Source organism: Rhizobium sp. 862_C5_N1_2, from assembly GCF_051811205.1.
In the GTDB taxonomy this organism is placed as follows: domain Bacteria; phylum Pseudomonadota; class Alphaproteobacteria; order Rhizobiales; family Rhizobiaceae; genus Rhizobium; species Rhizobium leguminosarum.
On record NZ_JBPWPT010000001.1, the window covers coordinates 1,737,903 to 1,762,461 of the forward strand.

The 24,559-nt window shown below is 59.8% G+C and carries 24 protein-coding genes; 16 read left to right on the forward strand and 8 right to left on the reverse strand.

Annotated elements, in window-relative coordinates:
• Together ACD590_RS08830 and ACD590_RS08835 are read right to left on the reverse strand one after the other, a co-directional pair.
• Nucleotides 1-1,203 (reverse strand): amino acid ABC transporter permease, encoded by a 1,203-nt coding sequence (locus ACD590_RS08830; protein ID WP_026230541.1) that lies wholly within the window; start codon nt 1,201-1,203, stop codon nt 1-3.
• A 103-nt stretch (nt 1,204-1,306) separates the two neighbouring features.
• Complete coding sequence (locus tag ACD590_RS08835; protein ID WP_018241875.1) at nt 1,307-2,332, reverse strand: amino acid ABC transporter substrate-binding protein; 1,026 nt, start codon at nt 2,330-2,332, stop codon at nt 1,307-1,309.
• 362 nt (nt 2,333-2,694) lie between these two features.
• Here ACD590_RS08835 and ACD590_RS08840 point away from each other — a divergent pair, with 362 nt between their 5' ends.
• Nucleotides 2,695-3,885 (forward strand): cystathionine beta-lyase, encoded by a 1,191-nt coding sequence (locus tag ACD590_RS08840; RefSeq protein WP_247264252.1) that lies wholly within the window; start codon nt 2,695-2,697, stop codon nt 3,883-3,885.
• Nucleotides 3,886-3,916: 31 nt separating this feature from the next.
• On the opposite strand, the gene ACD590_RS08845 is transcribed toward ACD590_RS08840, so the two are convergent.
• Both ACD590_RS08845 and ACD590_RS08850 read right to left on the reverse strand, forming a co-directional pair.
• Entirely contained in the window at nt 3,917-5,071 is a 1,155-nt protein-coding gene (locus tag ACD590_RS08845) for an FAD-dependent monooxygenase (RefSeq protein WP_439002441.1), read from the reverse strand.
• A gap of 27 nt (nt 5,072-5,098) precedes the next feature.
• Complete coding sequence (locus ACD590_RS08850; protein WP_018241878.1) at nt 5,099-5,344, reverse strand: zinc-finger domain-containing protein; 246 nt, start codon at nt 5,342-5,344, stop codon at nt 5,099-5,101.
• A 158-nt stretch (nt 5,345-5,502) separates the two neighbouring features.
• Between ACD590_RS08850 and ACD590_RS08855 the strand changes: the two genes are divergently transcribed.
• From ACD590_RS08855 to clpA, 6 genes are all read left to right on the forward strand, one after another.
• Entirely contained in the window at nt 5,503-6,288 is a 786-nt protein-coding gene (locus ACD590_RS08855; protein WP_028732008.1) for an alpha/beta fold hydrolase, read from the forward strand.
• 128 nt (nt 6,289-6,416) lie between these two features.
• Nucleotides 6,417-7,250, forward strand: a complete 834-nt coding sequence (gene cysE / locus ACD590_RS08860; protein ID WP_003539276.1) for a serine O-acetyltransferase — start codon at nt 6,417-6,419, stop codon at nt 7,248-7,250.
• A gap of 140 nt (nt 7,251-7,390) precedes the next feature.
• The gene (locus ACD590_RS08865; RefSeq protein WP_003539277.1) at nt 7,391-7,594 is read left to right on the forward strand and encodes a DUF3126 family protein; all 204 of its coding nucleotides are present in this window, start codon (nt 7,391-7,393) and stop codon (nt 7,592-7,594) included.
• A gap of 274 nt (nt 7,595-7,868) precedes the next feature.
• Complete coding sequence (locus ACD590_RS08870) at nt 7,869-8,240, forward strand: phasin family protein (RefSeq protein ID WP_047621678.1); 372 nt, start codon at nt 7,869-7,871, stop codon at nt 8,238-8,240.
• Between the two features lie 277 nt (nt 8,241-8,517).
• Nucleotides 8,518-8,868, forward strand: a complete 351-nt coding sequence (gene clpS, locus ACD590_RS08875) for an ATP-dependent Clp protease adapter ClpS (RefSeq protein ID WP_017988219.1) — start codon at nt 8,518-8,520, stop codon at nt 8,866-8,868.
• A gap of 10 nt (nt 8,869-8,878) precedes the next feature.
• Complete coding sequence (gene clpA / locus ACD590_RS08880; RefSeq protein WP_018241881.1) at nt 8,879-11,371, forward strand: ATP-dependent Clp protease ATP-binding subunit ClpA; 2,493 nt, start codon at nt 8,879-8,881, stop codon at nt 11,369-11,371.
• A 73-nt stretch (nt 11,372-11,444) separates the two neighbouring features.
• On the opposite strand, the gene ACD590_RS08885 is transcribed toward clpA, so the two are convergent.
• From ACD590_RS08885 to ACD590_RS08900, 4 genes are all read right to left on the reverse strand, one after another.
• Nucleotides 11,445-11,876 (reverse strand): HIT family protein, encoded by a 432-nt coding sequence (locus tag ACD590_RS08885; protein WP_028732006.1) that lies wholly within the window; start codon nt 11,874-11,876, stop codon nt 11,445-11,447.
• Nucleotides 11,877-12,031: 155 nt separating this feature from the next.
• On the reverse strand, nt 12,032-13,222 hold the full coding sequence (locus tag ACD590_RS08890; protein WP_439002442.1) for a GNAT family N-acetyltransferase: 1,191 nt from the start codon (nt 13,220-13,222) through the stop codon (nt 12,032-12,034).
• Between the two features lie 78 nt (nt 13,223-13,300).
• Nucleotides 13,301-14,020 carry a glycerophosphodiester phosphodiesterase gene (locus ACD590_RS08895; RefSeq protein ID WP_439002443.1) on the reverse strand — a complete coding sequence of 240 codons (720 nt, stop codon included), beginning with the start codon at nt 14,018-14,020 and terminating at the stop codon, nt 13,301-13,303.
• Complete coding sequence (locus ACD590_RS08900) at nt 14,017-14,487, reverse strand: RidA family protein (RefSeq protein ID WP_018241885.1); 471 nt, start codon at nt 14,485-14,487, stop codon at nt 14,017-14,019. The genes ACD590_RS08895 and ACD590_RS08900 overlap by 4 nt, the downstream gene beginning before the upstream one ends.
• A 136-nt stretch (nt 14,488-14,623) precedes the next feature.
• Here ACD590_RS08900 and ACD590_RS08905 point away from each other — a divergent pair, with 136 nt between their 5' ends.
• From ACD590_RS08905 to bamA, 9 genes are all read left to right on the forward strand, one after another.
• Nucleotides 14,624-15,460 (forward strand): cell envelope integrity EipB family protein, encoded by an 837-nt coding sequence (locus tag ACD590_RS08905; protein WP_018241886.1) that lies wholly within the window; start codon nt 14,624-14,626, stop codon nt 15,458-15,460.
• A 375-nt stretch (nt 15,461-15,835) separates the two neighbouring features.
• Entirely contained in the window at nt 15,836-16,603 is a 768-nt protein-coding gene (gene rpsB / locus ACD590_RS08910; protein ID WP_003559062.1) for a 30S ribosomal protein S2, read from the forward strand.
• Between the two features lie 241 nt (nt 16,604-16,844).
• On the forward strand, nt 16,845-17,771 hold the full coding sequence (gene tsf / locus ACD590_RS08915) for a translation elongation factor Ts (RefSeq protein WP_018241887.1): 927 nt from the start codon (nt 16,845-16,847) through the stop codon (nt 17,769-17,771).
• 96 nt (nt 17,772-17,867) lie between these two features.
• Complete coding sequence (pyrH, locus tag ACD590_RS08920; protein WP_003539289.1) at nt 17,868-18,590, forward strand: UMP kinase; 723 nt, start codon at nt 17,868-17,870, stop codon at nt 18,588-18,590.
• 51 nt (nt 18,591-18,641) lie between these two features.
• On the forward strand, nt 18,642-19,202 hold the full coding sequence (gene frr, locus ACD590_RS08925) for a ribosome recycling factor (RefSeq protein ID WP_018241888.1): 561 nt from the start codon (nt 18,642-18,644) through the stop codon (nt 19,200-19,202).
• Nucleotides 19,203-19,239: 37 nt separating this feature from the next.
• On the forward strand, nt 19,240-19,983 hold the full coding sequence (locus tag ACD590_RS08930; RefSeq protein ID WP_247264243.1) for an isoprenyl transferase: 744 nt from the start codon (nt 19,240-19,242) through the stop codon (nt 19,981-19,983).
• A complete protein-coding gene (locus tag ACD590_RS08935) occupies nt 19,983-20,813 on the forward strand; it encodes a phosphatidate cytidylyltransferase (RefSeq protein WP_018445464.1) in 831 nt (276 codons plus the stop codon). Before ACD590_RS08930 ends, ACD590_RS08935 begins: the two co-directional genes overlap by 1 nt.
• A gap of 28 nt (nt 20,814-20,841) precedes the next feature.
• Nucleotides 20,842-21,975, forward strand: a complete 1,134-nt coding sequence (gene rseP, locus ACD590_RS08940; RefSeq protein ID WP_018241891.1) for an RIP metalloprotease RseP — start codon at nt 20,842-20,844, stop codon at nt 21,973-21,975.
• 199 nt (nt 21,976-22,174) lie between these two features.
• A complete protein-coding gene (gene bamA, locus ACD590_RS08945; protein WP_113542290.1) occupies nt 22,175-24,514 on the forward strand; it encodes an outer membrane protein assembly factor BamA in 2,340 nt (779 codons plus the stop codon).
• The last annotated feature ends 45 nt before the right edge of the window (nt 24,515-24,559 follow it).

The window sequence follows — 24,559 nt, forward strand, 5'->3', positions numbered from 1 at the left end:
TTATCTCTCCACCAGTGCCATCTTGGCATTGAACCAATTCATGAACAGCGACGTGAGAATGCTCAAGCTGAGATAGACGATACCCCAGATGCAGACGATCTCGATCGCTTGACCGCTCTGATTGAGGATCGTGCCACCGACGGCAACGAGATCCGAGAAACCGATCGCGATGGCGAGTGAGGAGTTCTTGGTCAGGTTCAGGTACTGGCTCGTCAGCGGCGGGATGATGATGCGCAGCGCCTGCGGCACCACGACAAGTCTCGTCACGCTCGACGGATGCAGCCCCAGCGCGCCGGCTGCCTCGGATTGTCCCTTTGGAACGCCACGAATGCCGCCGCGAACGATCTCGGCGATGAACGAGGCGGTATAGAAGGACAGAGCGAGAAACAGCGACATGAATTCGGGACCGACGACCGAGCCGCCCGTGAGGTTGAATTTTCCGGCAACCGGAACGTCGAAGGTGAGCGGAAAGCCGGAGACGACGAAGACCAGCAATGGCAAGCCGACGATCAGTGCAATCGATGTCCATACGGTGTGGAACGGCTGGCCGGTTGCGGCTTGGCGTTTGTGGGCCCAGCGCGCGATGATGATGGTGGCGACAATCGCAATCACCAGGGCGATGCCGACCGCTATCATACCTGTCTCGAAGATCGGCTTCGGGAAGGCCAGTCCTCTGTTGTTGAGGAACATGCTGAACGGCAGACCCACTGACTCGCGCGGCTGCGGCAAAACGGAGAGAACGCCGAGATACCAGAAAAAGATGACGAGCAGCGGCGGAATGTTGCGGAAAACCTCGACATAGACCGTGCAGAGCTTGGCAATCAGCCAATTGTGCGACAGCCGGCCGATCCCGATCAGGAAGCCGATGATGGTCGCCGTGAAGATACCGGTCACCGCCACCAGCAAGGTATTCAGAATGCCGACGACAAGTGCGCGCGCATAAGTCGAGTCACTCGAAAAGCTGATCAGCGACTGGCCGATTTCGAAACCGGCGCGACCGCGAAGGAAGCCGAAACCCGATGCCGTATTGCTGCGGGCAAGGTTCACGGCCGTGTTGTGGGCTACCCACCACACAATGCCCACGAGAATAACGATTGTTAGAACCTGGAAAAATATGCTCCGGTATTTCGGGTCGTACATTGCCGACCGGAAACTCCAGCCGGTGCCATGCAAAGGTGTCGTATCCACAGCCCCATGCGTCATGCCGCGCCAATCCCCTTGTGCCCGTTTTCGGGCTTTCTTTTTGCTTTTTGGAAGATGGGAGGGCGGCTCGGCCGCCTTCCCGGGATTTCATGCCAAAGCTCGATTAACGAACCGGCGGTGCGTACTGGATGCCGCCCTTGCTCCAGAGAGCATTCAAGCCGCGTGCGATCTTGAGCGGGCTGCCCTGGCCGATGTTGCGCTCGAAGATTTCGCCATAATTGCCGACGCCCTTGATGACGTTGGCGGCCCAATCATTGGTCAGGCCGAGATCGGTGCCAATCTTGGTGTCGGTCTCGCTGCCGAGGAAGCGCTTGATGTCCGGATTCGGCGAATTCTTCATCTCGTCGACATTTGCCTGGGTGATGCCGAACTCTTCGGCATTGATCAGCGCATAAGCCGTCCAGGAAACGATATCGAACCACTGATCATCACCTTGACGGACGGCCGGGCCAAGCGGCTCCTTGGAGATGATCTCAGGAAGGATAACGTGTTCGTCGGGATTCTTCAGCGTCAGACGCAACGAATAGAGACCGGATTGGTCGGTCGTGTAAACGTCGCAACGACCGGCGTCGTAAGCCGCGTTGACCTCAGGAAGATTTTCGAAGACGACCGGATTGTACTGCAGATTGTTCGTCTTGAAGTAATCAGCGAGGTTCAATTCGGTGGTCGTGCCCGACTGTACGCAGACTGCGGCGCCGGAGAGTTCGAGAGCCGACTTCACGTTCAAGCTCTTGCGCACCATGAAGCCCTGACCGTCATAATAGGTGACAGGACGGAAGTTGAAGCCGAGTGCGGTGTCGCGGTTGATCGTCCAGGTGGTGTTACGCGAGAGAACGTCGATTTCACCGGACTGCAGAGCGGTGAAGCGTTCCTTCGCGTTTGTCGGCGTGTACTTGACCTTGGTGGGGTCGCCGAACACGGCCGAAGCGACGGCCTTGCAGAAGTCGACGTCGAAGCCGGCCCAATTGCCGGAAGCGTCAGGTGCGGCAAAGCCGGTAAGGCCGGTATTGACGCCGCACTGAACGAAACCCTTTGCCTTGACATCTGTGAGTGTCGTGGCCGAAGCAGCCGAAGCGCCAAGAGCGAAAACTGCTGCGCCGATCGTTGCGGACAGAAGCTTGTTCTTCATTTTTCCCAACCTTTTCCGTTGTCTTGTATTTTCTTGTGGGAAGTTCCAGCGGAAAAACTCTGCCGCCTCCCCATTTTCTCGACACCCTCCCGGCGCGAGTTGTTCTATCACAGTCGCAAATGTCACCATGGTCAAGTGTCGCGGTCAATAATTGCGGCAAATTTCAGCATTTTGGTAGATTGCGCTGCGTTCGTGGGCACTTGGCTATGAAATAGGCGCCTGATTGCGGAAAAATAACGCGAAAATCGTGGCTTTCACCGCTTCGCTACGTCGCCGGCGATCAACTCCTAGGGGTTGACCTGATATGGCGGGGCGTCCAAAAGTCCGGTTTTGCGTCTCCGTCGCCAAAGGCTATTCCCGACATGAAAGACAAAGACAGCTTGCTGCAGAATGCCGGCATCAACACCCGCCTGACCCATATCGGCAACGACCCTTTCGACTATCACGGCTTCATCAACCCGCCGGTCGTGCATGCCTCGACGGTGTTGTTTCCGAATGCGCGGGCGATGGAGACACGCACGCAGAAATACACCTACGGAACGCGCGGCACACCGACGACGGATGCGCTCTGCGAGGCGATCGACGCACTCGAAGGCTCGGCCGGCACGATCCTCGTGCCCTCGGGCCTTGCGGCCGTCACCGTTCCGTTTCTGGGTTTCGTCGCTGCCGGCGATCATGCGCTGGTGGTCGATTCGGTCTATGGCCCGACGCGCCATTTCTGCGATACGATGCTGAACCGCCTCGGTGTCGAGGTGGAATATTACGACCCGGCGGTCGGCGTCGGCATCGAGGCTCTGTTCCGGCCGAACACCAAGCTCGTTCACACCGAGGCTCCCGGCTCCAATACCTTCGAAATGCAGGATATTCCGGCGATCTCTGCGGTTGCGCACCGTCACGGCGCCGTCGTCATGATGGACAATACCTGGGCGACGCCGCTCTATTTCAGGCCGCTCGATCACGGCGTCGACATCTCGATCCATGCATCGACGAAATATCCGTCCGGCCATTCCGATATTCTGCTCGGAACGGTTTCGGCCAATGCCGAACACTGGGAGCGGCTGAAGGAATCGAACGGTGTGCTCGGCATCTGCGGCGCACCCGATGACGCCTATCAGATCCTGCGTGGATTGCGCACCATGGGCCTGCGCCTCGAGCGGCACTATGAAAGCGCGCTTGATATCGCAGAATGGCTGGAGGGCAGGGAGGACGTCGCCCGCGTGCTGCATCCGGCCCTGCCGAGTTTCCCCTCGCACCATCTCTGGAAGCGGGATTTCAAAGGCGCCAGCGGCATCTTTTCCTTCGTGCTAGCCGCCGACGGCCCCGAAAAGTCCAGAGCAAAGGCGCACGCCTTCCTCGACGCTCTCAGGATTTTCGGTCTTGGCTATTCCTGGGGCGGCTATGAAAGCCTCGCTTTGCACGCCTATCTCAATGATCGCAAGGTCGCCAAGGCGCCGACGGACGGTCCGGTCATTCGGCTGCAAATCGGCATCGAGGACGTGGCCGACCTCAAGGCCGATATCGAACGGGGTTTTGCCGCGGCAAGCGCGGTTTGACCGGACACGCTTTGTCGTGGCTGGCAGCGCCTCACGGCAGATCGACAGCCCTATAGCCGTAGATCCAGTCGAGATCTGCCGCCAGGCTTAGCGGTGGCTTGAGGCCGAGCACGAGATCGCGGCCGATCCGGATCGGCCCTTTCGCATGATAGGCAAACCGGTTGAAGGCGCCGCGCTGGCGAAGCTTGGCGATGCGGGGCGCGCGATGTCTTTCGAACTGCGCCAGCGCTTCCGCCGCGGAGCGGTTCGAAAGAAACGCAGCGAGTTCATAGGCGTCTTCGATCGCCATCGCCGCTCCCTGGGCGGCAAAGGGCATCATCGCATGCGCGGCGTCGCCGATCAGAACCGTCTCGCGGCCATCCTGCCAGGAGCCTGTCGTGGTTTCGAACAGCGGCCAGAACGTCAGCTTCCGGTGTTTTTCGAGCAGCGAGACGATCGCGGCATTCCAGCCGGAAAGGCGCGCCCGCAGCTGCGTCCGCTGTTCTTCCGTCGGCTCGCTTTGCCAGGCCTGCGGCGCAATATTGCCGGCGGTGATCGCCACCATGTTGAAGCTGCCGGTCTCCCTTAGCGGATAGCAGACGAGATGCGCCGAACCGCCGAGAAAAGCCGAAACGCTTGCCCGGTCGAGGAAGCCGGGCGCCTCAGTTTCGGCAATCGTAAAACGGTAGGCGATATTGCCGGAAAAGCGCGGCGAGGGGCTGCCCGGAATGGATTGCCGAACCTTTGACCAGACGCCGTCCGCGCCGATCACAACATCGGCCGCGCGCTCGAAAGACGGTAGGGTCGAATCTATCCGCACGCCAAGGTGAAGCCGGCAGAGCGGATCGGCCGTAACCGCAGCCAAAAGGGCTTTCTGCAATGTGGTGCGATGCAGGACGCCATAGGGAGCGCCCCAGCGTTCTCGCGCGAATTTGCCGGCCGGCACCACCGCGAGCTGGCGCAGCGATCCGCCCGATATCAGCCGGATTGCGTCGGGCTCGAGCCAGACCTTTGACAGTCTTTCAAGGATACCGAGTTCGGCAAGGATGCGCGAAGCGTTTGGCGAAACCTGTAATCCGGCGCCGACGTCCGTGAGTTCGCCCGCCTGCTCGAAGATCTCCGAACTGATGCCCCGGCGCGAAAGCGCAAGGGCAACTGTCAGCCCTGATATCCCGGCGCCGATGATGGCGGCATGTTCGACCGGCATTGTCCGTCCGATCCGGATCTGGACCGACTACGCCGCCTTCACGTGGAAAACGCAGCCGGCCGGATTGGTCTGGCTGGGCTTGAGCGTGGAATTGAAGCGATAGAGCGTCGAGCAGTAGGAACAGACCTTCTCATTGTCGTCGCCCATGTCGATGAAGATATGCGGATGATCGAAGGGAGCCGAAGCGCCGGTGCACATGAATTCCTTGACACCGACTTCGATAACGCGGTGACCGCCGTCGTTCTGGAAGTGGGGAATGTTGTGGCCGGCCATGTCGCTCTCCGAATGCTTTGAAATGTGCGCGAACCTTATAAGCCTTCGCCACAAATGTGTAGAGCCAAACAGCCACGCCGGGCACAGTTTTTAGCCGCAGTTTTTGGCTTCACGATGAAAGGCCGCTCGACTATGTTCGCGCCAAAAAGGAAGGCCCGATGAACCTGAATACACCCGCATTTTCAAGCTTCACCCATGATGGATTGCAGCTCGCTTTCTTTGATGAGGGCGATCCGGCCGGTGTGCCGGTGTTGTTGATCCACGGCTTTGCCTCGACTGCAAACGTCAACTGGGTCCATCCGGGCTGGCTGAAGACGCTCGGCGATGCCGGCTACCGGGTGATCGCCATGGACAATCGCGGCCACGGGGCAAGCGACAAGCCGCACCATGCCGAAGCCTATCGTCCATGGGTCATGGCCGGTGATGCGATCGCCTTGCTGGATCATCTGGGCATCCCAGAAGCCAATGTCATGGGCTATTCGATGGGCGCGCGCATTTCCGTATTTGCCGCACTTGCCAATCCGCATCGCGTCCGTTCGCTGGTTCTTGGTGGCCTCGGCATCGGCATGACCGACGGTGTCGGCGACTGGGACCCGATCGCCGATGCGCTGCTGGCGCCCTCGCTGGACGCGGTGACCCATGCCCGCGGCCGCATGTTCCGCGCCTTCGCCGAGCAGACGAAGAGCGACCGGGTCGCTCTTGCCGATTGCATCCGCGGTTCGCGCGATCTCGTCGCCCGTTCTGATATGGCCAAGCTCGACATGCCGACGCTGATCGGCGTCGGCACGAAGGATGATATCGCCGGCTCGCCGCAGGAATTGGCGGCGCTGATGCAGAATGCCGAAGCGCTCGATATTCCGGGCCGCGATCATATGCTCGCCGTCGGCGACAGGGTTTTCAAGCAGGCGGTGCTGGCCTTCTATGCAAGGGTCGCCCATCGCTAACAACATCGTGATGCCGAAAAACCATGCTAAAAAACCATGGCGACGGCACCCATTTATGTTATTGGCGTTTTCCTCTATATATTGGCATTCCGAAAACGGCATTCCGGCTGGCAGCGAGGAGAGCGGCGATGGTCGCAAAGACTGACATTCGTGCTTTTGACACAGGCCATCCGCTGAAGGTGATGGATCCCATCTGGGACAGCCTGCGTGAGGAAGCCCGTCTCGCCGCCGAACGGGACCCGGTTCTCGCCGCCTTCCTCTATTCTACGGTGATCAACTACCATTCGCTCGAGGAATGCGTCATCCACCGCATCTGCGAACGTCTCGATCACCCCGACATGCAGGCGAACCTGCTGCGCCAGACCTTCGAGGAAATGCTCCTCGACTGGCCTGACTGGAGCTCCATCCTGCGCGTCGATATCCAGGCGATCTATGACCGCGATCCCGCATGCCTGCGCTTCATGGAGGCGGTGCTTTATTTCAAGGGCTTCCATGCGCTGCAGACACATCGTCTGGCCCATTGGCTGCTGAACCGCGGCCGGCGCGATTTTGCGCTCTATCTGCAAAGCCGCTCCTCCAGCGTCTTCCAGACCGACATCAATCCGGCCGCCCGTATCGGCAAGGGCATCTTCCTCGACCACGCCACCGGCCTCGTCGTTGGCGAGACGGCCGTCATCGGCGACAACGTCTCGATCCTGCACGGCGTCACACTCGGCGGTACCGGCAAGGAGGGCGCCGACCGCCATCCGAAGATCGGCTCCGGCGTCATGATCGGCGCCGGTGCCAAGATCCTCGGCAATATCGAGATCGGCTATTGCTCGCGCGTCGCCGCCGGCTCCGTCGTCTTGAAGGCAGTGCCGCCCAAAAAGACAGTCGCGGGTGTGCCGGCCAAGGTCGTTGGTGAGGCCGGTTGTTCTGAGCCGTCGCGCAATATGGACCAGGTGATCGGCGCCGATATCTGAGCGCCCGTTGGAAACAAGGATAGGAAAAGTCGGCGGGATCCGAGCGGGGAGAGCCATGAGCAAACGGCAACCTTGCCTTTACACCGCTGCATTTCCTGTGCAAGAAGCGGCCAATCAAGACCGCTTACGGAGATGACAGAGTGAAGCCAGAAGAAATCAAGAAGCTCGACGCCTATTTCAAGCGCATGTTCAATCCGCAGATGATCGTCAAGGCGCGTCCACGCAAGGATGATTCTGCGGAAGTCTATCTCGGCGAAGAATTTCTGGGTGTCGTCTATATCGATGACGAGGACGGCGACCGCTCCTACAACTTCTCGATGGCGATCCTCGACGTCGATCTCTGATCGCGCTCGAAAGCTTCAAAAGGACCGAACGGCGCGATCCGTTCGGTCCTTTTTTCGTTTTTTCGATTCGGAACGAGAATTTTTTCAAAACTTCCGGTTGTGGCATTCTGATATATTTTAGCAAAATCAGTTAAAGACGTACGTGCCCCGGCGCGCGGGCTTTGTTATATAATTGTAATGCAACTCATGGATGTTTTGCGGCGCACAAGACTACTTGACTATTTGTGCATTGCAGCTACCCTGCCGCCATCAACAGCCCAACGGAGGATGGCTCATGTTCAACTTTGAAGACGCCAACAAGAAGAGCAAGGAAGCCGTCGACACGGCCCTGAAAACCTATTCGGACACGACCAAGGGCTTTCAGGCAATCGCCGCAGAAGCCACTGAATATTCGAAGAAATCCTTTCAGGACGCGGTGACGCATTTCGAAACGCTGGCCGGCGTCAAGAGCTTTGAGGCTGCCTTCGAGCTGCAGACGAGCTACGTCAAGGCGTATTTTGAAGGCTTCGTCTCCGAGACGACGAAGCTCGGTGAGATGTATGCCGATCTCGCCAAATCAGCCTACAAGCCCTATGAAGCGCCGATCGCCGCTGCCGTCGTCAAGACCGCCAAGTCGGTGTCGGCGGCGACGCCTGCTGCTGCATGAACTGATTTCAAAAGGCGCAACCTGCGCTACATATTGAAAAAAGAAGACCGGCTACGCATCTGTAGCCGGTCTTTTTGTTTCCACTTTCGCTGCAGCGCCCGCATGGGATCGGCCGAGGACTTTTTTGGTCTTTCCCGTGCATGCCGGCCATTTCTTGATTGCAGTGTCTGACAGGGGGCTTAAAATCAGCCTATTATGAACTAAGTTAGTGTTTCAGATATTCGGCGGGAAAAGCACCCTCCCATGCTCCGCTGGATTGCTTGAGGAATAAATGACAATGATCGCAAAGCCGATCCGGATGCAGAACGACAGCGAAAGGAACGGGGACAACGCAAATCGAACCTCGGTCATCACGCGCACCAAGCCGAAGACCAAGAAGCCCAATCTTTATCGTGTGCTGCTTTTGAATGACGACTACACTCCCATGGAATTCGTCATCCATATTCTGGAGCGTTTTTTTCAGAAGGATCGTGAAAGTGCCACCCGCATCATGCTCCATGTCCATAACCACGGCGTCGGCGAATGCGGAATATTCACATACGAGGTAGCGGAAACGAAGGTCAGCCAGGTGATGGACTTCGCCCGGCAGCACCAGCATCCGCTGCAATGCGTCATGGAAAAGAAGTGAGGATCTGAACGTGCCAACATTTTCGCCTAGTTTAGAGAAGGCGCTCCATCAGGCACTGACCTTTGCCAACGAGCGGCACCACGAATATGCGACGCTCGAGCATCTGCTGCTTGCCCTGATCGACGATGCCGATGCGGCCGCGGTCATGGGTGCCTGCAATGTCGATCTCGACGCGCTGCGCAAGACGCTCGTCGAATATGTCGATAACGAACTTTCCAACCTGATCACCGGTTATGACGAGGATTCGAAGCCGACCTCCGGCTTCCAGCGCGTCATCCAGCGCGCCGTCATCCACGTGCAATCGTCCGGTCGCGAAGAGGTGACCGGCGCCAACGTGCTCGTCGCGATCTTCGCCGAGCGCGAGAGCCACGCCGCTTATTTCCTGCAGGAGCAGGAGATGACCCGCTACGATGCCGTCAACTACATCTCCCACGGCATCGGCAAGCGCCCGGGCGTTTCCGAAGCGCGTCCCCCGCGCGGCGCCGAAGACGAAGCCGAAAGCAGCAAGCCGACGGCGCGCGGCGGCGAGGAAGAGGGCGGCCCCAAGAAGCAGCAGGATGCGCTCAAGGCCTATTGCGTCAATCTCAACGAGAAGGCCAAGGGCGGTAAGATCGATCCGCTGATCGGCCGTCACGCCGAGGTCAGCCGCACGATCCAGATCCTGTGCCGCCGTTCGAAGAACAATCCGCTCTATGTCGGTGATCCCGGCGTCGGCAAGACGGCGATCGCCGAAGGGCTTGCCAAGCGCATCGTCGAAGGCAAGGTCCCGGAAGCGCTCGCCGATGCGACGATCTTCTCGCTCGACATGGGCACGCTTCTGGCCGGCACGCGCTACCGCGGCGATTTCGAGGAGCGCTTGAAGCAGGTCGTCAAGGAACTGGAAGAATATCCGGGCGCTGTGCTCTTCATCGACGAGATCCACACGGTGATCGGCGCCGGCGCCACTTCGGGCGGCGCAATGGATGCGTCGAACCTCCTGAAGCCGGCCCTGTCATCGGGCGCGATTCGCTGCATCGGTTCGACCACCTACAAGGAATACCGCCAGTTCTTCGAGAAGGACCGGGCACTGGTCCGTCGTTTCCAGAAGATCGACGTCAGCGAGCCGTCGATCGATGATGCGATCGAGATCATGAAGGGCTTGAAGCCCTATTTCGAAGAGTATCACCACCTGCGTTATTCGAACGACGCCATCAAGTCGGCCGTCGAACTGTCGGCCCGCTACATCTCCGACCGCAAGCTGCCCGACAAGGCGATCGACGTGATCGACGAAACCGGTGCGGCCCAGATGCTGCTGCCGCCGTCCAAGCGCCGCAAGCTGATCACCGAAAAGGAGATCGAGGCGACGGTCGCCACGATGGCGCGCATTCCGCCAAAGACCGTCTCCAAGGACGACGAGGCCGTGCTCGCCAATCTCGAGCAGGAACTGCGTTCGGTGGTCTACGGCCAGGATATCGCGATCGAAGCCCTTTCGACCTCGATCAAGCTGGCGCGTGCCGGTCTTCGCGAGCCGAACAAGCCGATCGGCGCCTATGTCTTCTCCGGTCCGACCGGCGTCGGCAAGACCGAGGTGGCAAAGCAGCTGGCATCGTCGCTCGGCGTCGAACTCCTGCGCTTCGACATGTCGGAATATATGGAGCGGCACACGGTTTCGCGTCTGCTCGGGGCGCCTCCCGGCTATGTCGGCTTCGACCAGGGCGGCCTTCTCACAGATGGCGTCGATCAGCACCCGCATTGCGTGGTCCTGCTCGACGAAATCGAGAAGGCGCATCCCGACATCTACAATATCCTGCTGCAGGTCATGGACCACGGCACGCTGACCGACCATAACGGCAAGAAGATCGACTTCCGCAACGTCATCCTGATCATGACGACCAATGCGGGTGCGTCCGAAATGGCCAAGGCGGCGATCGGCTTCGGTTCGTCCAAGCGCACCGGCGAGGACGAGGAGGCGCTCACCCGCCTGTTCACGCCGGAATTCCGCAACCGTCTCGACGCGATCATTCCTTTCGCGGCGTTGCCGACGGCCGTCATCCATAAGGTCGTGCAGAAGTTCATCATGCAGCTGGAGGCCCAGCTTTCCGAAAGGAACGTCACCTTCGACCTGCATGAGGATGCGATCGCCTGGCTGGCGGAAAAGGGTTACGACGAGAAGATGGGCGCCCGCCCGCTTGCTCGCGTCATTCAGGATACGATCAAGAAGCCGCTCGCCAACGAAATCCTCTTCGGCAAGCTGAAGAAGGGCGGCGTCGTCAACGTCACCGTCGGCCCGAAGGAAGATGGCAAGCCCGGCATCGTGCTGGAAGCCATTTCGGAAACGGCGCCGATCAAGCCGAAGCCCGAAGCCGAGGTCGTGCATCCCGAAGGCGATGATGGGGATGACGGCGAGCTGAAGACGAAGGCGGCCCGCAAGACCCGCGCCAAAGCAGTGCCGCAGGCCGAGCCTGAGGTCCGCGACGCCCCGAAGAAGGGAAGCGCGGTTCCGAAGGTTCCACGCAAGAAGTAAGATACCGTCACCGAATTGGAAAAGGCCGCGTTCTCAGCGGCCTTTTTCGTTTTCAGGCATCGGCAGCGACCGGTTACGCCAGCGCTGCCCTAATCTTTTCGGCATTGGCGGCAAGCACGGCACCGTCCTCCATCTTGCCGGAATGCGGCTTGAGGGCCGTGCCCTCATGCCGCGGGATGACGTGGAAATGCAGATGGAACACCGTTTGCCCGGCGGCCGGTTCGTTGAACTGGGCGATGAACACGCCATCGGCGTCGAAGACGTCCTTGACCGCATTGGCGACCTTCTGGACGACTGATATCGCATGGGTGAGGGTGGCTGGATCGGCATCGAGGAGATTGCGGGACGGCGCCTTGGGAAGGACGAGCACATGGCCCGGCGCCTGCGGCATCACATCCATGAAGGCGATAGTATGCTCGTCCTCGTAAACCCGGTGCGAGGGGATTTCGCCGCGGAGGATCTTGGCGAAGATGTTGTTGTCGTCATAAGCGGCCGGGCTGGTCATCACGAAATCTCCTCGTTTTTCACAGCGCCGTGCGTCTTTTCAAACGCGCAAAGGACGCTGTAGCACTTTGAATTTCTGCATAGTTTTATCCTTAAATCGATTCCGATTTAAGGAATATGCGTCGTTGAGCGGGTAGCGCGGCCGGTGCGGCGGCGTCAATCCTCCTGCAGACGTTCGCCCTTGCGGAAAGGACTGTGCTCGGTCAGCAATTCGCTCATCTGTTCGACATCGGCGCGCTCGCGCGCGAGATAGTCGCCGATCGCCCGGCGAAGGCCGGCATGAGCGACATAATGGGCGGAATGCGTCGTCACCGGCAGATAGCCGCGGGCGAGCTTGTGTTCGCCTTGCGCTCCGGCCTCGACCCTTCTCAACCCTTTCGAAAGGGCGAAGTCGATCGCCTGGTGATAGCAGACCTCGAAATGCAGGAAGGGATGGTCCTCGATGCAGCCCCAGTGACGGCCGTAGAGCGTATCGCCGCCGATGAAGTTGATCGCGCCGGCGATATAGCGCCCGTCGCGCTTGGCCATGACGAGCAGGATGTCGTCGGCCATGCGCTCGCCAATCAGCGAGTAGAACTTACGGGTGAGGTAGGGCCGGCCCCACTTGCGCCCACCAGTATCCATATAGAATTTGAAGAACTGGTCCCAGATGCGTTCCGTCAGGTCGCGGCCGGTCAGCCAGTCGATGCTGATACCGTTTTCGAGGGCGGCGCGGCGCTCCTTGCGCAACGCCTTGCGTTTGCGCGAGGCAAGCGTTTCGAGAAATTCCTCGTGATTGGCATAGCCGTCATTGATGAAATGGAACTGCTGATCGGTGCGGTGCAGATAGCCGTCCATCTCGAAGACGCCGATCTCTTCGTCCGGCACGAAGGTGATGTGGGCCGAGGAGATGCCGAGCCGCCGTACGACCTCCTTCAGGCTTTCGGCGATCGCGCTCTGGATCGGCAATCGCTGCAGCCCCTCGGCGACAAGAAGACGCGGGCCTGTCGCCGGCGTGAACGGGATCGAGCACTGAAGTTTGGGATAATAACGCCCGCCGGCCCGTTCGAAGGCGTCGGCCCAGCCATGGTCGAAGACATATTCGCCCTGGCTGTGGTTCTTGAGATAGCCGGGCAGGGCACCGATCAACTCGCCGCGATCGGTCTCGAGCAGCAGATGGTGCCCGAGCCATCCCGTCTCTGCGTCGGCCGAGCCGGATTCCTCCAGCGACGATAGAAAAGCGTGTGAAACGAAAGGGTTGTAGGCAATCGTAGCGCAGGTCTTCGACGCTCCGGAAAGCTTGGCCCAGCTCTCCGGGGAAATCGCGGTGAAGGAGCGTTCGACGCGAATGGATAGTTCGTCAGTCATCGGACAAATGCGAAGCCTGTGGGAGGATGGTTTCGGCTCTGTCTCAGTCTGCGCATGATCTTGGCCAAAAAGCGAGCGTCAAGCAGCCACACGCGGATCGAAGCCTTCGAATGTCATCTGGTCTGCGTTTGCGAATGTAAGCCGGCGCGCCGCTTCGTCACGCACCGTCCAGGTGATGACAGGAATGCCCTTTTCGCGTTCGCTGGTGATAAAGGCGTTCGGCAGATCGCCATAATGATAGGAGATGAAATCGAGACCGATCTCCATCGCCTTCGCATGCGTCTTGAACGCCTCCGGCGTGTTGCCGTCGGCCGTCAGCCCGAGCGGGTAGGGTGCGCCAAGCGCCTTCAGATCGCGCAGCAGCCAGTGGTCAAAACTCATCAGCGCCACCTTGCCCTCATAGCCTTCGAGCACCTCGAGCACGGCTTCGGCGAAACCTTCGTCATCGGCCTCCCGCCCCTTGAGTTCTAGCACCAGCGGCACCTTGCCCTTGACGAGATCGAGGAGCTGGCGCAGCGTCGGCACCTTGTCGCTGGTGCCGCCAATGGCGATCAGTCCGAGTTCCCGGGAGGTGCGCTCGCGGATGTCGCCGTGTAGGTTGCACAGGCGCTGCAGGTCCTCGTCATGAAAGATGACCGGTACGCCGTCGGAGGCGTAGTGCAGGTCGCATTCGATCGCAAACCCCGCTTCGACGGCGCGCGAGAAGGCGGAAGGCGTGTTTTCCCAGACATGCGTGTTGAGATCGTGATAGCCGCGATGGGCGACCGGCAGGTCCCTGATCCAGGCAACATTGGTCATTCTGCGATTTCCATGATAGCGTCTATCTCGACGGCGGCATTCAGCGGCAAGGCCGCCATGCCGACAGCGGCACGCGCATGTTTGCCGGCTTCGCCAAGCACGCCGGCAATCAGGTTCGAAGCGCCGTTGATGACGAGATGCTGCTCGACGAAGTCGGGCGCCGAGGCGACGAAGCCGTTCAGCTTGATGACGCGCCGGATACGGCCGAGATCGCCGCCAAGTGCCGCCTTTGCCTGGGCAAGGATGTTGATGGCGCAGAGTTCTGCGCCGCGCTGGCCCGTTGCAACGTCGACGGTCTTGCCGAGATGGCCCGAGACAGTGACCTTGCCGCCTTCGAGCGGCAGCTGGCCGGAGATGTAGAGAAGATTGCCGCTGATCACATAGGGAACGTAATTTGCAGCAGGTGCTGCGGCTTGGGGCAGGGTTATCCCCATCTCAATCAGGCGCGCTGCAATTTCATCGGACATTTTCGTCTCCGCTTTTGTTGTCAATTCTTCAAAAATTATGCATCAAGACTAGAATCTTTAATATGACAGTTTCGAGCCTCGATTTGGCCGAAAGCGTTCTTATAACATCGCGACCGAGTCCAACAGGAGTTAATGAATGTTCCGATCGAGTCTTGTCGCTCTGCTTCTCGCCAGCGTTTCCGCCAATGCATGGGCGGCTGCGCCCGCGGTTAGCGCTGCGATCGCGACCGGCCTCGTCGCACATCGCGCGGTCTACGATCTGGAACTGAAGGACGCCTCGGACCGCTCTGGCATCGCCGGCATGTATGGTCGTATGGTCTATGAGTTCGACGGCAGCTATTGCCAGGGCTTCACCACCAATTTCCGCTTCGTGACACAGATCGACACCGGCGACAGCGTGCGTGTCAGCGACCAGCAGACGAAGACCTTCGAGAACCTGAAGGACGGCAAGTTCACCTTCGACACCAAATCCTTCACCGACGAGCAGCTCGACAAGGAGGTCAACGGGGCGGCGCAGGACCAGCCGGATGGTGTCAAGGTCGATCTCAAGCAGCCGGCGAACCGTGAACTGCAGCTTGCTGAAAGCCGTTTTCCCACTGAACATATGCTCGATGTGATCCAGCACGCCAAGGACGGCAAGCGCTTCTTCGAGGCGCGCGTCTTCGACGGTTCCGATGACGGCGACAAGTCGCTGGCGACGACGACGATCGTCGGCAAGCAGGAGACGCCGATCGCCGAGGAAGCCGATGCCGGCAATGCCGGCGCCTTCTCGAAGACGGCCTTCTGGCCGGTGACGATCGCCTATTTCAACGAGAATGCGAAATCCGATGCTTTGCCGGTCTACCGCATGTCTTTCAAGCTCTATGAGAACGGCATCACCCGCGACCTGACGATGGATTACGGCGATTTCGTCCTGACCGGCAAGCTCGCCAAGCTGGAGCTGCTCGACCGCAAGGCCGAGGTTTGCAAGTAGGCGACGAGCTCTCGCCCGTCATAAAACTGTATCATAAAATTCACTATGGTTCGGCGATCAGCGATGACTGAGTCGCCGTCTGTCGTCCTGCTTTTCGGGTCGGTGCGATCCTGCTGCCGGCCGAGGTCGATGCCATCCTGCCGATGCCGGATGCAGGCGTCATGCTGTCGCTGCAGCCGACGCTGGCAAGCTGAGCCGCCAGGTTTTTTCGGCATAAGTCTTGCTTTTGTGCCAAATCGAATGTATGGGCACCGGCATTCCACACGTAAGGCATGGGATCGTCCGGGAGAAATCCGGGCTGTTCCGCCCGGTGGCATCCTCGAAGAGGGTGCTGTTCGCCTTGCGGAGGTTCAACCGGAAAAGGAGTAACAAGGCATGGCATTGCCTGATTTTTCTATGCGCCAGCTTCTTGAAGCAGGCGTCCACTTCGGCCACCAGACGCATCGCTGGAACCCGAAGATGAAGCCTTACATCTTCGGCGATCGCAACAACATTCACATCATCGATCTGGCCCAGACCGTTCCGATGCTGTCGCGCGCCCTTCAGGTCGTCAGCGACACCGTTGCCCGCGGCGGCCGCGTTCTCTTCGTCGGCACCAAGCGCCAGGCGTCTGAGATCATTGCCGACAGCGCCAAGCGCTCGGCCCAGTACTACGTCAACTCGCGCTGGCTCGGCGGCATGATGACGAACTGGAAGACGATCTCCAACTCGATCCAGCGCCTGCGCAAGCTCGACGAGATCCTGAACGGCGAAGCCCAGGGCTTCACCAAGAAGGAACGCCTGAACCTCGAGCGCGAGCGTGAAAAGCTCGACAAGGCCCTCGGCGGTATCCGCGATATGGGCGGCACGCCTGACCTGATGTTCATCATCGACACCAACAAGGAAAAGATCGCGATCGACGAAGCCAAGCGCCTCGGCATCCCGGTTGTCGCCATCATCGATTCGAACTGCGATCCGGACCTGATCGACTATCCGATCCCGGGTAACGACGACGCATCGCGCGCGATCGCTCTTTACTGTGAGCTGATCTCACGCGCTGCCATCGACGGCATCGCGCGTCAGCAGGGCTCTTCCGGCCGCGATCTCGGCGCATCCTCCGAACTTCCGGTCGAACCGGCTCTCGAGGAAGCAGCCGAAGGCTGATGAAAGCGGGCGGATCGAAAGATCCGCCAAAGCTTACAGAGACTGGGGAAAGGCCGCTCGCGACTCATCGAAGTTCGGCGGCCTTGCCTGTTTCAGGGCGAAGGCATCAGGCTCTTCGCCAGAGAAGTTTCGTTATGGCGCGTCTTCATCACGCTGTCATACATACAGGTACATTTCGTGCCTCAATCCGGTGCTGAGCCGCGCTTTACGGCCCACCGTATGAACCGACAAGAGGAAGCTAATGAGCGAGATTACGGCTGCAATGGTGAAGGAACTGCGCGAAAAGACCGGCGCAGGCATGATGGACTGCAAGAAGGCTCTTGCTGAAACCGGTGGCGACATGGAAGCGGCGATCGACTGGCTGCGCGCCAAGGGCATCGCCAAGGCCGACAAGAAGTCCGGCCGCACCGCTGCCGAAGGCCTCATCGGCGTTTCGAGCCAGGGCACCAAGGCCGTCGTCGTCGAAGTCAATTCCGAAACCGACTTCGTCGCCCGTAACGATGCCTTCCAGGAACTCGTCCGCGGCATCGCCAAGGTCGCCGTCTCGACCGACGGCACAGTCGACGCCGTTGCCGCTGCGACCTACCCGGCATCCGGCAAATCCGTTTCCGACACGATCAAGGATGCGATCGCAACGATCGGCGAGAACATGAACCTGCGCCGTTCGACCGCTCTCTCCGTCGAGGACGGCGTCGTCGCCACCTATATCCACAATGCTGTTTCCGACGGCCTCGGCAAGCTCGGCGTTCTCGTGGCGCTGAAGTCGACCGGTGACAAGGAAGCCCTGAACGCCATCGGCCGTCAGGTCGCCATGCACATCGCGGCGACCGCGCCGCTGGCGATCCGCCCGGAAGAAGTCGATGCCGCCGTCGCCGAGCGCGAGCGCAACGTCTTCATCGAGCAGTCGCGCGCTTCCGGCAAGCCTGACAACATCATCGAAAAGATGGTCGAAGGCCGCATGCGCAAGTTCTTCGAGGAAGTCGCTCTTCTCTCGCAGGCTTTCGTCATCAATCCGGATCTGACGGTTGCCGCCGCCATCAAGGAAGCTGAAAAGGCCGTCGGCGCGCCGATCGAAGTTGCCGGCATGGCCCGTCTGCTGCTCGGCGAAGGCGTCGAGAAGGAAGAAACCGACTTCGCGGCCGAAGTTGCGGCTGCCGTCAAGGGTTGATCTTCCAGTCATAATTGGGAAAACACGAAGGGCATCGCGTGACAACGCGGTGCCCTTCGTGTATCGGGCATTCACGGCAATTTACGAGGAGCCAAGATGTCTTTAGAGCCTGTCTATAAACGCGTTCTACTCAAGGCTTCCGGCGAAGCGCTCATGGGTGGCCAGGGTTTCGGGATCGATGTGACGGTGGCGGACCGCATTGCATCCGACATCGCCGAGGCACGGCATATGGGCGTGGAAGTCGGCGTCGTCGTCGGTGGCGGCAATATCTTCCGCGGTGTCGCGGTGGCGTCCAAGGGCGGCGACCGGGTCACCGGCGACCATATGGGCATGCTCGGCACCATCATCAACGCGCTGGCGCTGGCGACCTCGCTGCGCAAGCTGAACATCGATACGGTGGTGCTTTCGGCCATCTCCATGCCCGAGATCTGCGAGAGCTTTTCGCAGCGCGCAACCCTTTATCATCTGTCGATGGGACGCGTGGTGATCTTTGCCGGTGGCACCGGCAACCCCTTCTTCACCACCGATTCCGCCGCAGCACTTCGCGCCGCCGAAATGGGCGCGGAAGCGATCTTCAAGGGTACACAGGTGGACGGCATCTACACCGCCGACCCGAAGAAATATCCCGATGCGACTCGCCTCGACCGCTTGACGCACCAGGAAGTGCTGGACAGGGGGCTTGCGGTGATGGACGTTGCCGCCGTGGCGCTCGCCAGGGAAAATTCCATTCCGATCATCGTCTTCTCGATCCACGAGAAGGGTGGTTTTGCTGAAATCTTGACGGGCGGTGGCCTCAAGACCATCGTCTCCGACAACTGATAAAGCTGCGCCGCGGTTTCGGCGCAGCCCTCGCCAGACGGGAGCATCGACATGAGTGAAGGTATCGATATCAAGGAACTGAAGCGCCGCATGGACGGCGCCATTTCCGCATTTAAGAGCGACATCGCATCGCTGCGCACCGGCCGTGCTTCGGCCAACATCCTCGACCCGGTGACGATCGAGGCCTATGGTTCCCGCATGCCGCTGAACCAGGTCGCCAACATCACCGTGCCCGAGCCGCGCATGCTGTCGGTTTCCGTCTGGGACAAATCGATGGTCAGTGCTGTCGAGCGCGGCATCCGCGAATCCAATCTGGGCCTCAACCCGATCGTCGACGGCCAGAACCTGCGCATTCCGCTGCCGGAACTGAACGAGGAGCGCCGCAAATCGCTCGTCAAGGTGGCGCACGACTATGCCGAAAAGAGCAAGGTGGCGATTCGCCATGTCCGCCGCGACGGCATGGACGGCTTGAAGAAAGCCGAAAAGGACGGCGTCATCGGCCAGGACGAGAGCCGGGCGCAGTCGGAACGTGTACAGAAGATGACGGACGAGACGATTTCCGAAATCGACCGCTTGCTTGGCGAGAAGGAAAAGGAAATCATGCAGGTCTAGTGGATCTGTGCCTTTGCCTGGAAAGACCGGACGGGAAATGTCGGAATCTATATTTGTGACTGTGCCAGAGCATGTTGCCATCATCATGGACGGCAATGGCCGCTGGGCCAAGCAGCGTGGTCTGCCGCGCACGATGGGCCATCGCAAGGGCGTCGAGGCGGTGCGCGAGACAGTACGCGCCGCCGGTGCGGCCGGCATAAAATATCTGACCCTCTTTGCCTTCTCCTCGGAGAACTGGCGCCGGCCCGAAGCCGAGGTCTCCGATCTGCTCGGCCTGCTCAAGGCTTTCATCCGGCGCGACCTCGCCGAGCTCCACCGCCAGAACGTGCGGATCAAGGTGATCGGCGACCGCCACAGCCTGCGCAGCGATATTCTCGGCCTGCTTCTGGAGGCGGAGGAGACGACCAAGGACAACACGTCACTGACGCTCGTCATCGCCTTCAACTATGGCTCGCGCGACGAGATCGCCCGCGCCGTGGTGAGCCTCGCCAGGGATGTCGAGGACGGCCGCCTGAGGGCGCAGGATATTACACCCGCGCTGATTAACGCCCGCCTCGATACCGCGGGTATCCCCGACCCGGATCTTATTATTCGCACCAGCGGCGAAGAGCGGCTTTCCAACTTCCTCCTGTGGCAGGCCGCCTATTCGGAATTCATCTTCCTTCCGGAATACTGGCCGGATTTCAGCCCTGAGATCTTCCGCTCGGCGCTCGAGACATTCGCCTCTCGCGACCGGCGCTTCGGCGGCCTGTCGTCGCAGGCGGCTGCGGTCGGCACCTGATGCAGAGGGAACTGAAGCTCCGCATCGTTTCAGGATTGATTCTTGCGGCCATCGTTCTTGCCGCCACCTGGTATGGCGGCCTTGCCTTCCGTATCCTGGCGGTCGCCATTGGCCTGCTGATCTACTATGAATGGTCGAAGATCACCGGCATCGCGCGGGATTGGATCGTCAATGCCGTCGGCTGGATCGGTGAGGCGGCGGTCGCCTTCCTCGTGCTTGTCGGCAATTTCGAATTCGCCGCCGGCATGTTGGCCGGCGTCACCGCCGTCGGCATAGCCCTGGTCATCCTGCATGGTACGAGCCGCTGGTTGCCAGTGGGCCTGTTTTATGCCGGCGTCACCGGCCTGGCGCTTGCCGCGATCAGAAGCGATGACCGGCTTGGCCTTTACGCCATGCTCTTCGTTTTTGCCGTCGTCTGGGCAACCGATATCCTTGCCTATTTCGTCGGCCGGGCGCTCGGAGGACCGAAGCTTGCTCCTTCGATCTCGCCGGGAAAGACTTGGTCCGGCGCAATCGGCGGCGCCGTTTCGGCGGTCGCAGCCGGCGTCGTTCTCGTCCATTTTCTCCTTCCGGGCGCTGAAATCATCGCCGCCTTCGCAGCGCTTGTTCTCTCCATTTGCAGCCAGTCCGGCGATCTTTTCGAATCGTTCATCAAGCGGAGATTCGGCGTCAAGGATTCCAGCCGTCTCATTCCGGGCCATGGAGGCGTCATGGACCGTGTCGACGGACTGATTTTTGCCTGTTTTTCGGCGTTCTTGCTTGCAGGGCTTTTTTCCCTGATAAAGGGGACCGGAATGACGTCGCTTGGCGCGGCATTGTTCGGACTCTGACAACGCGGCAGTCTGACGGAAGGCACTCATGGAAACGCTGAGCGGCATATACGCATTTTTGATGGGGAATATCGTTACCTTCATCCTCGTGCTGTCTCTGCTCGTCTTCGTGCATGAGATGGGCCATTACCTCGTCGGGCGTTGGAGCGGCATTCGCATCCTTGCCTTTTCCGTTGGCTTCGGTCCGGAGATATTCGGCTTCACCGATCGCCACGGAACGCGTTGGAAGATCGCGGCGATCCCGCTTGGCGGCTACGTCCGGTTCTTCGGCGACGAGGATGCCTCGAGCAAGCCCGACACCGACAAGATCGCCGCCATGTCCGAGGAAGACAGGGCGCGCTCCTTTGCTGGCGCCAAGCTGTGGAAACGCGCTGCAACCGTCGCGGCTGGCCCGATCGCCAATTTTCTGCTGGCGATCGCCATCTTCACCATTCTTTTCTCGGTCTATGGCCGCACGATCGCCGATCCTGTCGTTGCCGAGGTCAAGCCTGATGGCGCCGCGGCTGCCGCTGGCGTGCTTCCAGGCGATCTATTGGTCGCCATCGATGGCGGCAAGGTCGAGACCTTCGACGACGTGCGCCGCTATGTCAGCATCCGTCCGAGCCAGAAGATCGTCGTGACCATCGAGCGTGGTGGGCAGAAGCTCGATCTGCCGATGGTGCCGCAACGCGTCGACATGACTGACCAGTTCGGCAACAAGGCTGAGGTCGGCCAGATCGGCATCGTCACCAACCAGCAGGCCGGCAATTTCCGCCTGCAGACCTATACGCCGCTGCAGGCGCTGCGTGAGGCTGTGCTCCAGACCCGGGATATCGTTACCGGCACCTTCAAATATATCGCCAACATCTTCAGCGGAACGATGCGCGCCGATCAATTGGGTGGGCCGATCCGCGTGGCGCAAGCTTCGGGCCAGATGGCGTCGCTTGGGATAGGCGCGGTGTTGCAGCTTGCGGCGGTGCTTTCCGTTTCGATAGGATTGCTTAACCTGATGCCGGTTCCGGTACTTGATGGCGGCCACCTGATGTTCTATGCGGTGGAAGCGGTGAGGGGAAAACCGCTGGGCTCTTCGGCCCAGGAAATTGCCTTTCGCATCGGCCTGGCGATGATACTGACATTGATGGTTTTCACGACCTGGAACGATATTGGCTCGTTGAGAGGGTAAACGAGCAAGGCGAGGGTAATTACTATTTATTTACGATGTTTCAAGGCTGTAGTGGCGAATGGGTCACGCTTGCAAATGAAGTAAACAGAAATTAACGACCTGCCTTGCTTGTATGTCAAAAGCGGGTAAAACGACACACGTGACCGGAATCGGGTTCTCCTGGAACCGGGGACGAGGGAAACAAAAGGTAATGGGTGAAATGAAGGCTGGTTCAAAGTTTTTGAACGCAGTATCGGCGGTTGCGCTGTCTGCTAGTGTTGTTGCTTCGGGCGCAGGTGCTTTGACGTTCGTTTCCGCTACGGCCGCTGAGGCCGCGGTTATCCAGCGCATCGATGTGCGCGGCGCAAGCCGTGTCGGCGCGGAAGCCGTTCGGTCGAACCTCACCATCGCTCCTGGAAAGAGTTTTTCGAACAGCGATATCGATGCATCGGTCAAGCAGCTCTACGGGACGGGTTACTTCTCCGACGTCAAGATCTCGGTCTCCGGAAGCACGCTCGTCGTCAACGTTCAGGAAGCCCAGCTCGTCAATCAGGTCGTCTTCAACGGCAACCGCAAGATCAAGGACGACAAGCTCGCGACGATCGTCCAGACCCACGCTGCTGGTCCCTACAGCGACACCCAGATCCAATCCGACATTCAGTCGATCAAGGAAGCTTACGCTGCCACCGGCCGCAGCGAGGTTGAAGTCACGACGCAGGTGGTGCCGCTCGGCGAAGGCCGCGTCAACCTCGCCTTCGTCATCAACGAAGGTGATCGCACCAAGATCGATTCGATCAACTTCGTCGGCAACAATGCCTACAGCGCCGGCCGCCTGGCTGCCGTCATCAACACCAAGCGTTCGAACTTCCTGTCGTTCCTGACCCGCAAGGACGTCTATAACGAAGACAAGCTCCACGCCGACGAAGAAGCGCTGCGCCAGTTCTATTACAATCGCGGCTACGCCGACATGCGCATCGTTTCTTCCGATGCCGCCTTCGACGACGCGACCAACAAGTACACGCTCACCTTCAACATCGAGGAAGGCCAGCGTTACGACTTCGGACCAGTGACCGTCCAGTCGACCGTCGAAGGCGTCGGCTCCGACCAGTTGCAGCCGCTCGTACGCACTCGCGAAGGCCAGGTCTACAACGCCAAGGAAGTGCAGAAGTCGATCGAGGCGATCTCCGATCAGGTGGCGTCTGCCGGTTATCCCTTTGCGCGCGTCACGCCGCGCGGTAACCGCGACCTCAACAACAACACGATCGGTGTCGAATATCTGGTCGACCAGGGCGAGCGCGCCTATGTCGAGCGCATCGAGATTCGCGGCAACAGCCGCACGCGCGACTACGTCATCCGCCGTGAATTCGACATGAGCGAAGGCGACGCCTTCAATCAGCAGATGATCACCAAGGCCAAGCGTCGCCTCGAAGCGCTCGGCTATTTCTCCTCAGTCAACATCTCCACCCAGCCGGGCAGCTCCCCGGACCGGGTCGTGGTGGTTGTCGATGTGCAGGATCAGTCGACCGGTTCGTTCGGTGTCGGTGCGGGTTATGCCGCCGGCGGCGACGGCCTGCTGCTCGAAGCCTCGATCGAGGAAAAGAACTTCCTCGGCCGCGGCCAGTATATCCGCATCTCGGCCGGCGGCGGTCAGGAAGGCTCGCGCGCCTACGGCGTCAGCTTCACCGAGCCTTATTTCCTTGGCTACCGTTTGGCGGCAGGCTTCGACGTCAACCGCAGCGAAACGTCGAGCAATGACAACTACGATTACGAGGAAACCAGTGTCGTCCTGCGCGTCACCGCGCCGATTACCGAGGATCTGGCGACGACCTTCCGTTATAACTACAAGCAGATGAAGTATGACGCTGATAACAGCGATCTTTCCGATCTGTCTGCTCCGTATCAGCACCTGGTTGAGGACAGCCCGTGGACACGTTCTTCCGTCTCGCAGACGCTGACCTACAACACGCTTGACGACACGGTCCTGCCACGCGAAGGCATCTATGCGACGGCGACGCAGGAAATTGCCGGTCTCGGCGGTGACTCGCAGTTCTACAAGATCTACGGCAAGGCTCGTTACTACCGTCTGCTCGCCGACGATGCCGATATCATCGGTTCGGTCTCGGCTTCGGCGGGTTATGTCATCGGCTTTGGCGACCATCTGAACGTCTTCGACCAGTTCACGCTGACCAACGGTGACATTCGTGGCTTCGAAAACAAGGGTATCGGCCCGCGCGTTTCCGGTACCAACGACGATCCGCTGGGCGGTACCACTTATTTCACAGCATCGGCCGAAGCGACCTTCCCGATGCCCGGCTTCCCGCGTGACTTCAACCTGCGCGGCGCGGTCTTCGCCGACGCCGGCACGTTGTTCGGCAACGACGTTGACCTGAGGGGCGACGGCATCGAAGGCGAAGACGCCTCCCTGCGCGCTTCCGTCGGTGTCGGTGTCGTCTGGCAGTCTCCCTTCGGTGCGTTGCGTCTGGATTACGCGATCCCGGTCCTCAAGGAAGACTTCGACAAGACGCAGAACTTCAAGTTTGGCATCAACAACCAATTCTGATATCGGCAGTCCGGAACTGTAAGACTCAATTCCGTTCTGGAGCAT

Bases quoted from the DNA above. Each gene is read 5' to 3' on its own strand.
- ACD590_RS08835 (WP_018241875.1), bottom strand. From the start codon at position 2,332: ATGAAGAACAAGCTTCTGTCCGCAACGATCGGCGCAGCAGTTTTCGCT.
- cysE (WP_003539276.1), top strand. From the start codon at position 6,417: ATGGTCGCAAAGACTGACATTCGTGCTTTTGACACAGGCCATCCGCTG.
- clpS (WP_017988219.1), top strand. From the start codon at position 8,518: ATGATCGCAAAGCCGATCCGGATGCAGAACGACAGCGAAAGGAACGGG.
- ACD590_RS08895 (WP_439002443.1), bottom strand. From the start codon at position 14,020: ATGACCAATGTTGCCTGGATCAGGGACCTGCCGGTCGCCCATCGCGGC.
- frr (WP_018241888.1), top strand. From the start codon at position 18,642: ATGAGTGAAGGTATCGATATCAAGGAACTGAAGCGCCGCATGGACGGC.
- rseP (WP_018241891.1), top strand. From the start codon at position 20,842: ATGGAAACGCTGAGCGGCATATACGCATTTTTGATGGGGAATATCGTT.
- ACD590_RS08845 (WP_439002441.1), bottom strand. From the start codon at position 5,071: ATGCCGGTCGAACATGCCGCCATCATCGGCGCCGGGATATCAGGGCTG.
- tsf (WP_018241887.1), top strand. From the start codon at position 16,845: ATGAGCGAGATTACGGCTGCAATGGTGAAGGAACTGCGCGAAAAGACC.
- ACD590_RS08930 (WP_247264243.1), top strand. From the start codon at position 19,240: ATGTCGGAATCTATATTTGTGACTGTGCCAGAGCATGTTGCCATCATC.
- bamA (WP_113542290.1), top strand. From the start codon at position 22,175: ATGAAGGCTGGTTCAAAGTTTTTGAACGCAGTATCGGCGGTTGCGCTG.
- ACD590_RS08890 (WP_439002442.1), bottom strand. From the start codon at position 13,222: ATGACTGACGAACTATCCATTCGCGTCGAACGCTCCTTCACCGCGATT.
- ACD590_RS08885 (WP_028732006.1), bottom strand. From the start codon at position 11,876: ATGACCAGCCCGGCCGCTTATGACGACAACAACATCTTCGCCAAGATC.
- ACD590_RS08840 (WP_247264252.1), top strand. From the start codon at position 2,695: ATGAAAGACAAAGACAGCTTGCTGCAGAATGCCGGCATCAACACCCGC.
- pyrH (WP_003539289.1), top strand. From the start codon at position 17,868: ATGTCTTTAGAGCCTGTCTATAAACGCGTTCTACTCAAGGCTTCCGGC.
- ACD590_RS08905 (WP_018241886.1), top strand. From the start codon at position 14,624: ATGTTCCGATCGAGTCTTGTCGCTCTGCTTCTCGCCAGCGTTTCCGCC.
- ACD590_RS08935 (WP_018445464.1), top strand. From the start codon at position 19,983: ATGCAGAGGGAACTGAAGCTCCGCATCGTTTCAGGATTGATTCTTGCG.
- ACD590_RS08870 (WP_047621678.1), top strand. From the start codon at position 7,869: ATGTTCAACTTTGAAGACGCCAACAAGAAGAGCAAGGAAGCCGTCGAC.
- ACD590_RS08900 (WP_018241885.1), bottom strand. From the start codon at position 14,487: ATGTCCGATGAAATTGCAGCGCGCCTGATTGAGATGGGGATAACCCTG.
- rpsB (WP_003559062.1), top strand. From the start codon at position 15,836: ATGGCATTGCCTGATTTTTCTATGCGCCAGCTTCTTGAAGCAGGCGTC.
- ACD590_RS08850 (WP_018241878.1), bottom strand. From the start codon at position 5,344: ATGGCCGGCCACAACATTCCCCACTTCCAGAACGACGGCGGTCACCGC.
- ACD590_RS08855 (WP_028732008.1), top strand. From the start codon at position 5,503: ATGAACCTGAATACACCCGCATTTTCAAGCTTCACCCATGATGGATTG.
- ACD590_RS08830 (WP_026230541.1), bottom strand. From the start codon at position 1,203: ATGACGCATGGGGCTGTGGATACGACACCTTTGCATGGCACCGGCTGG.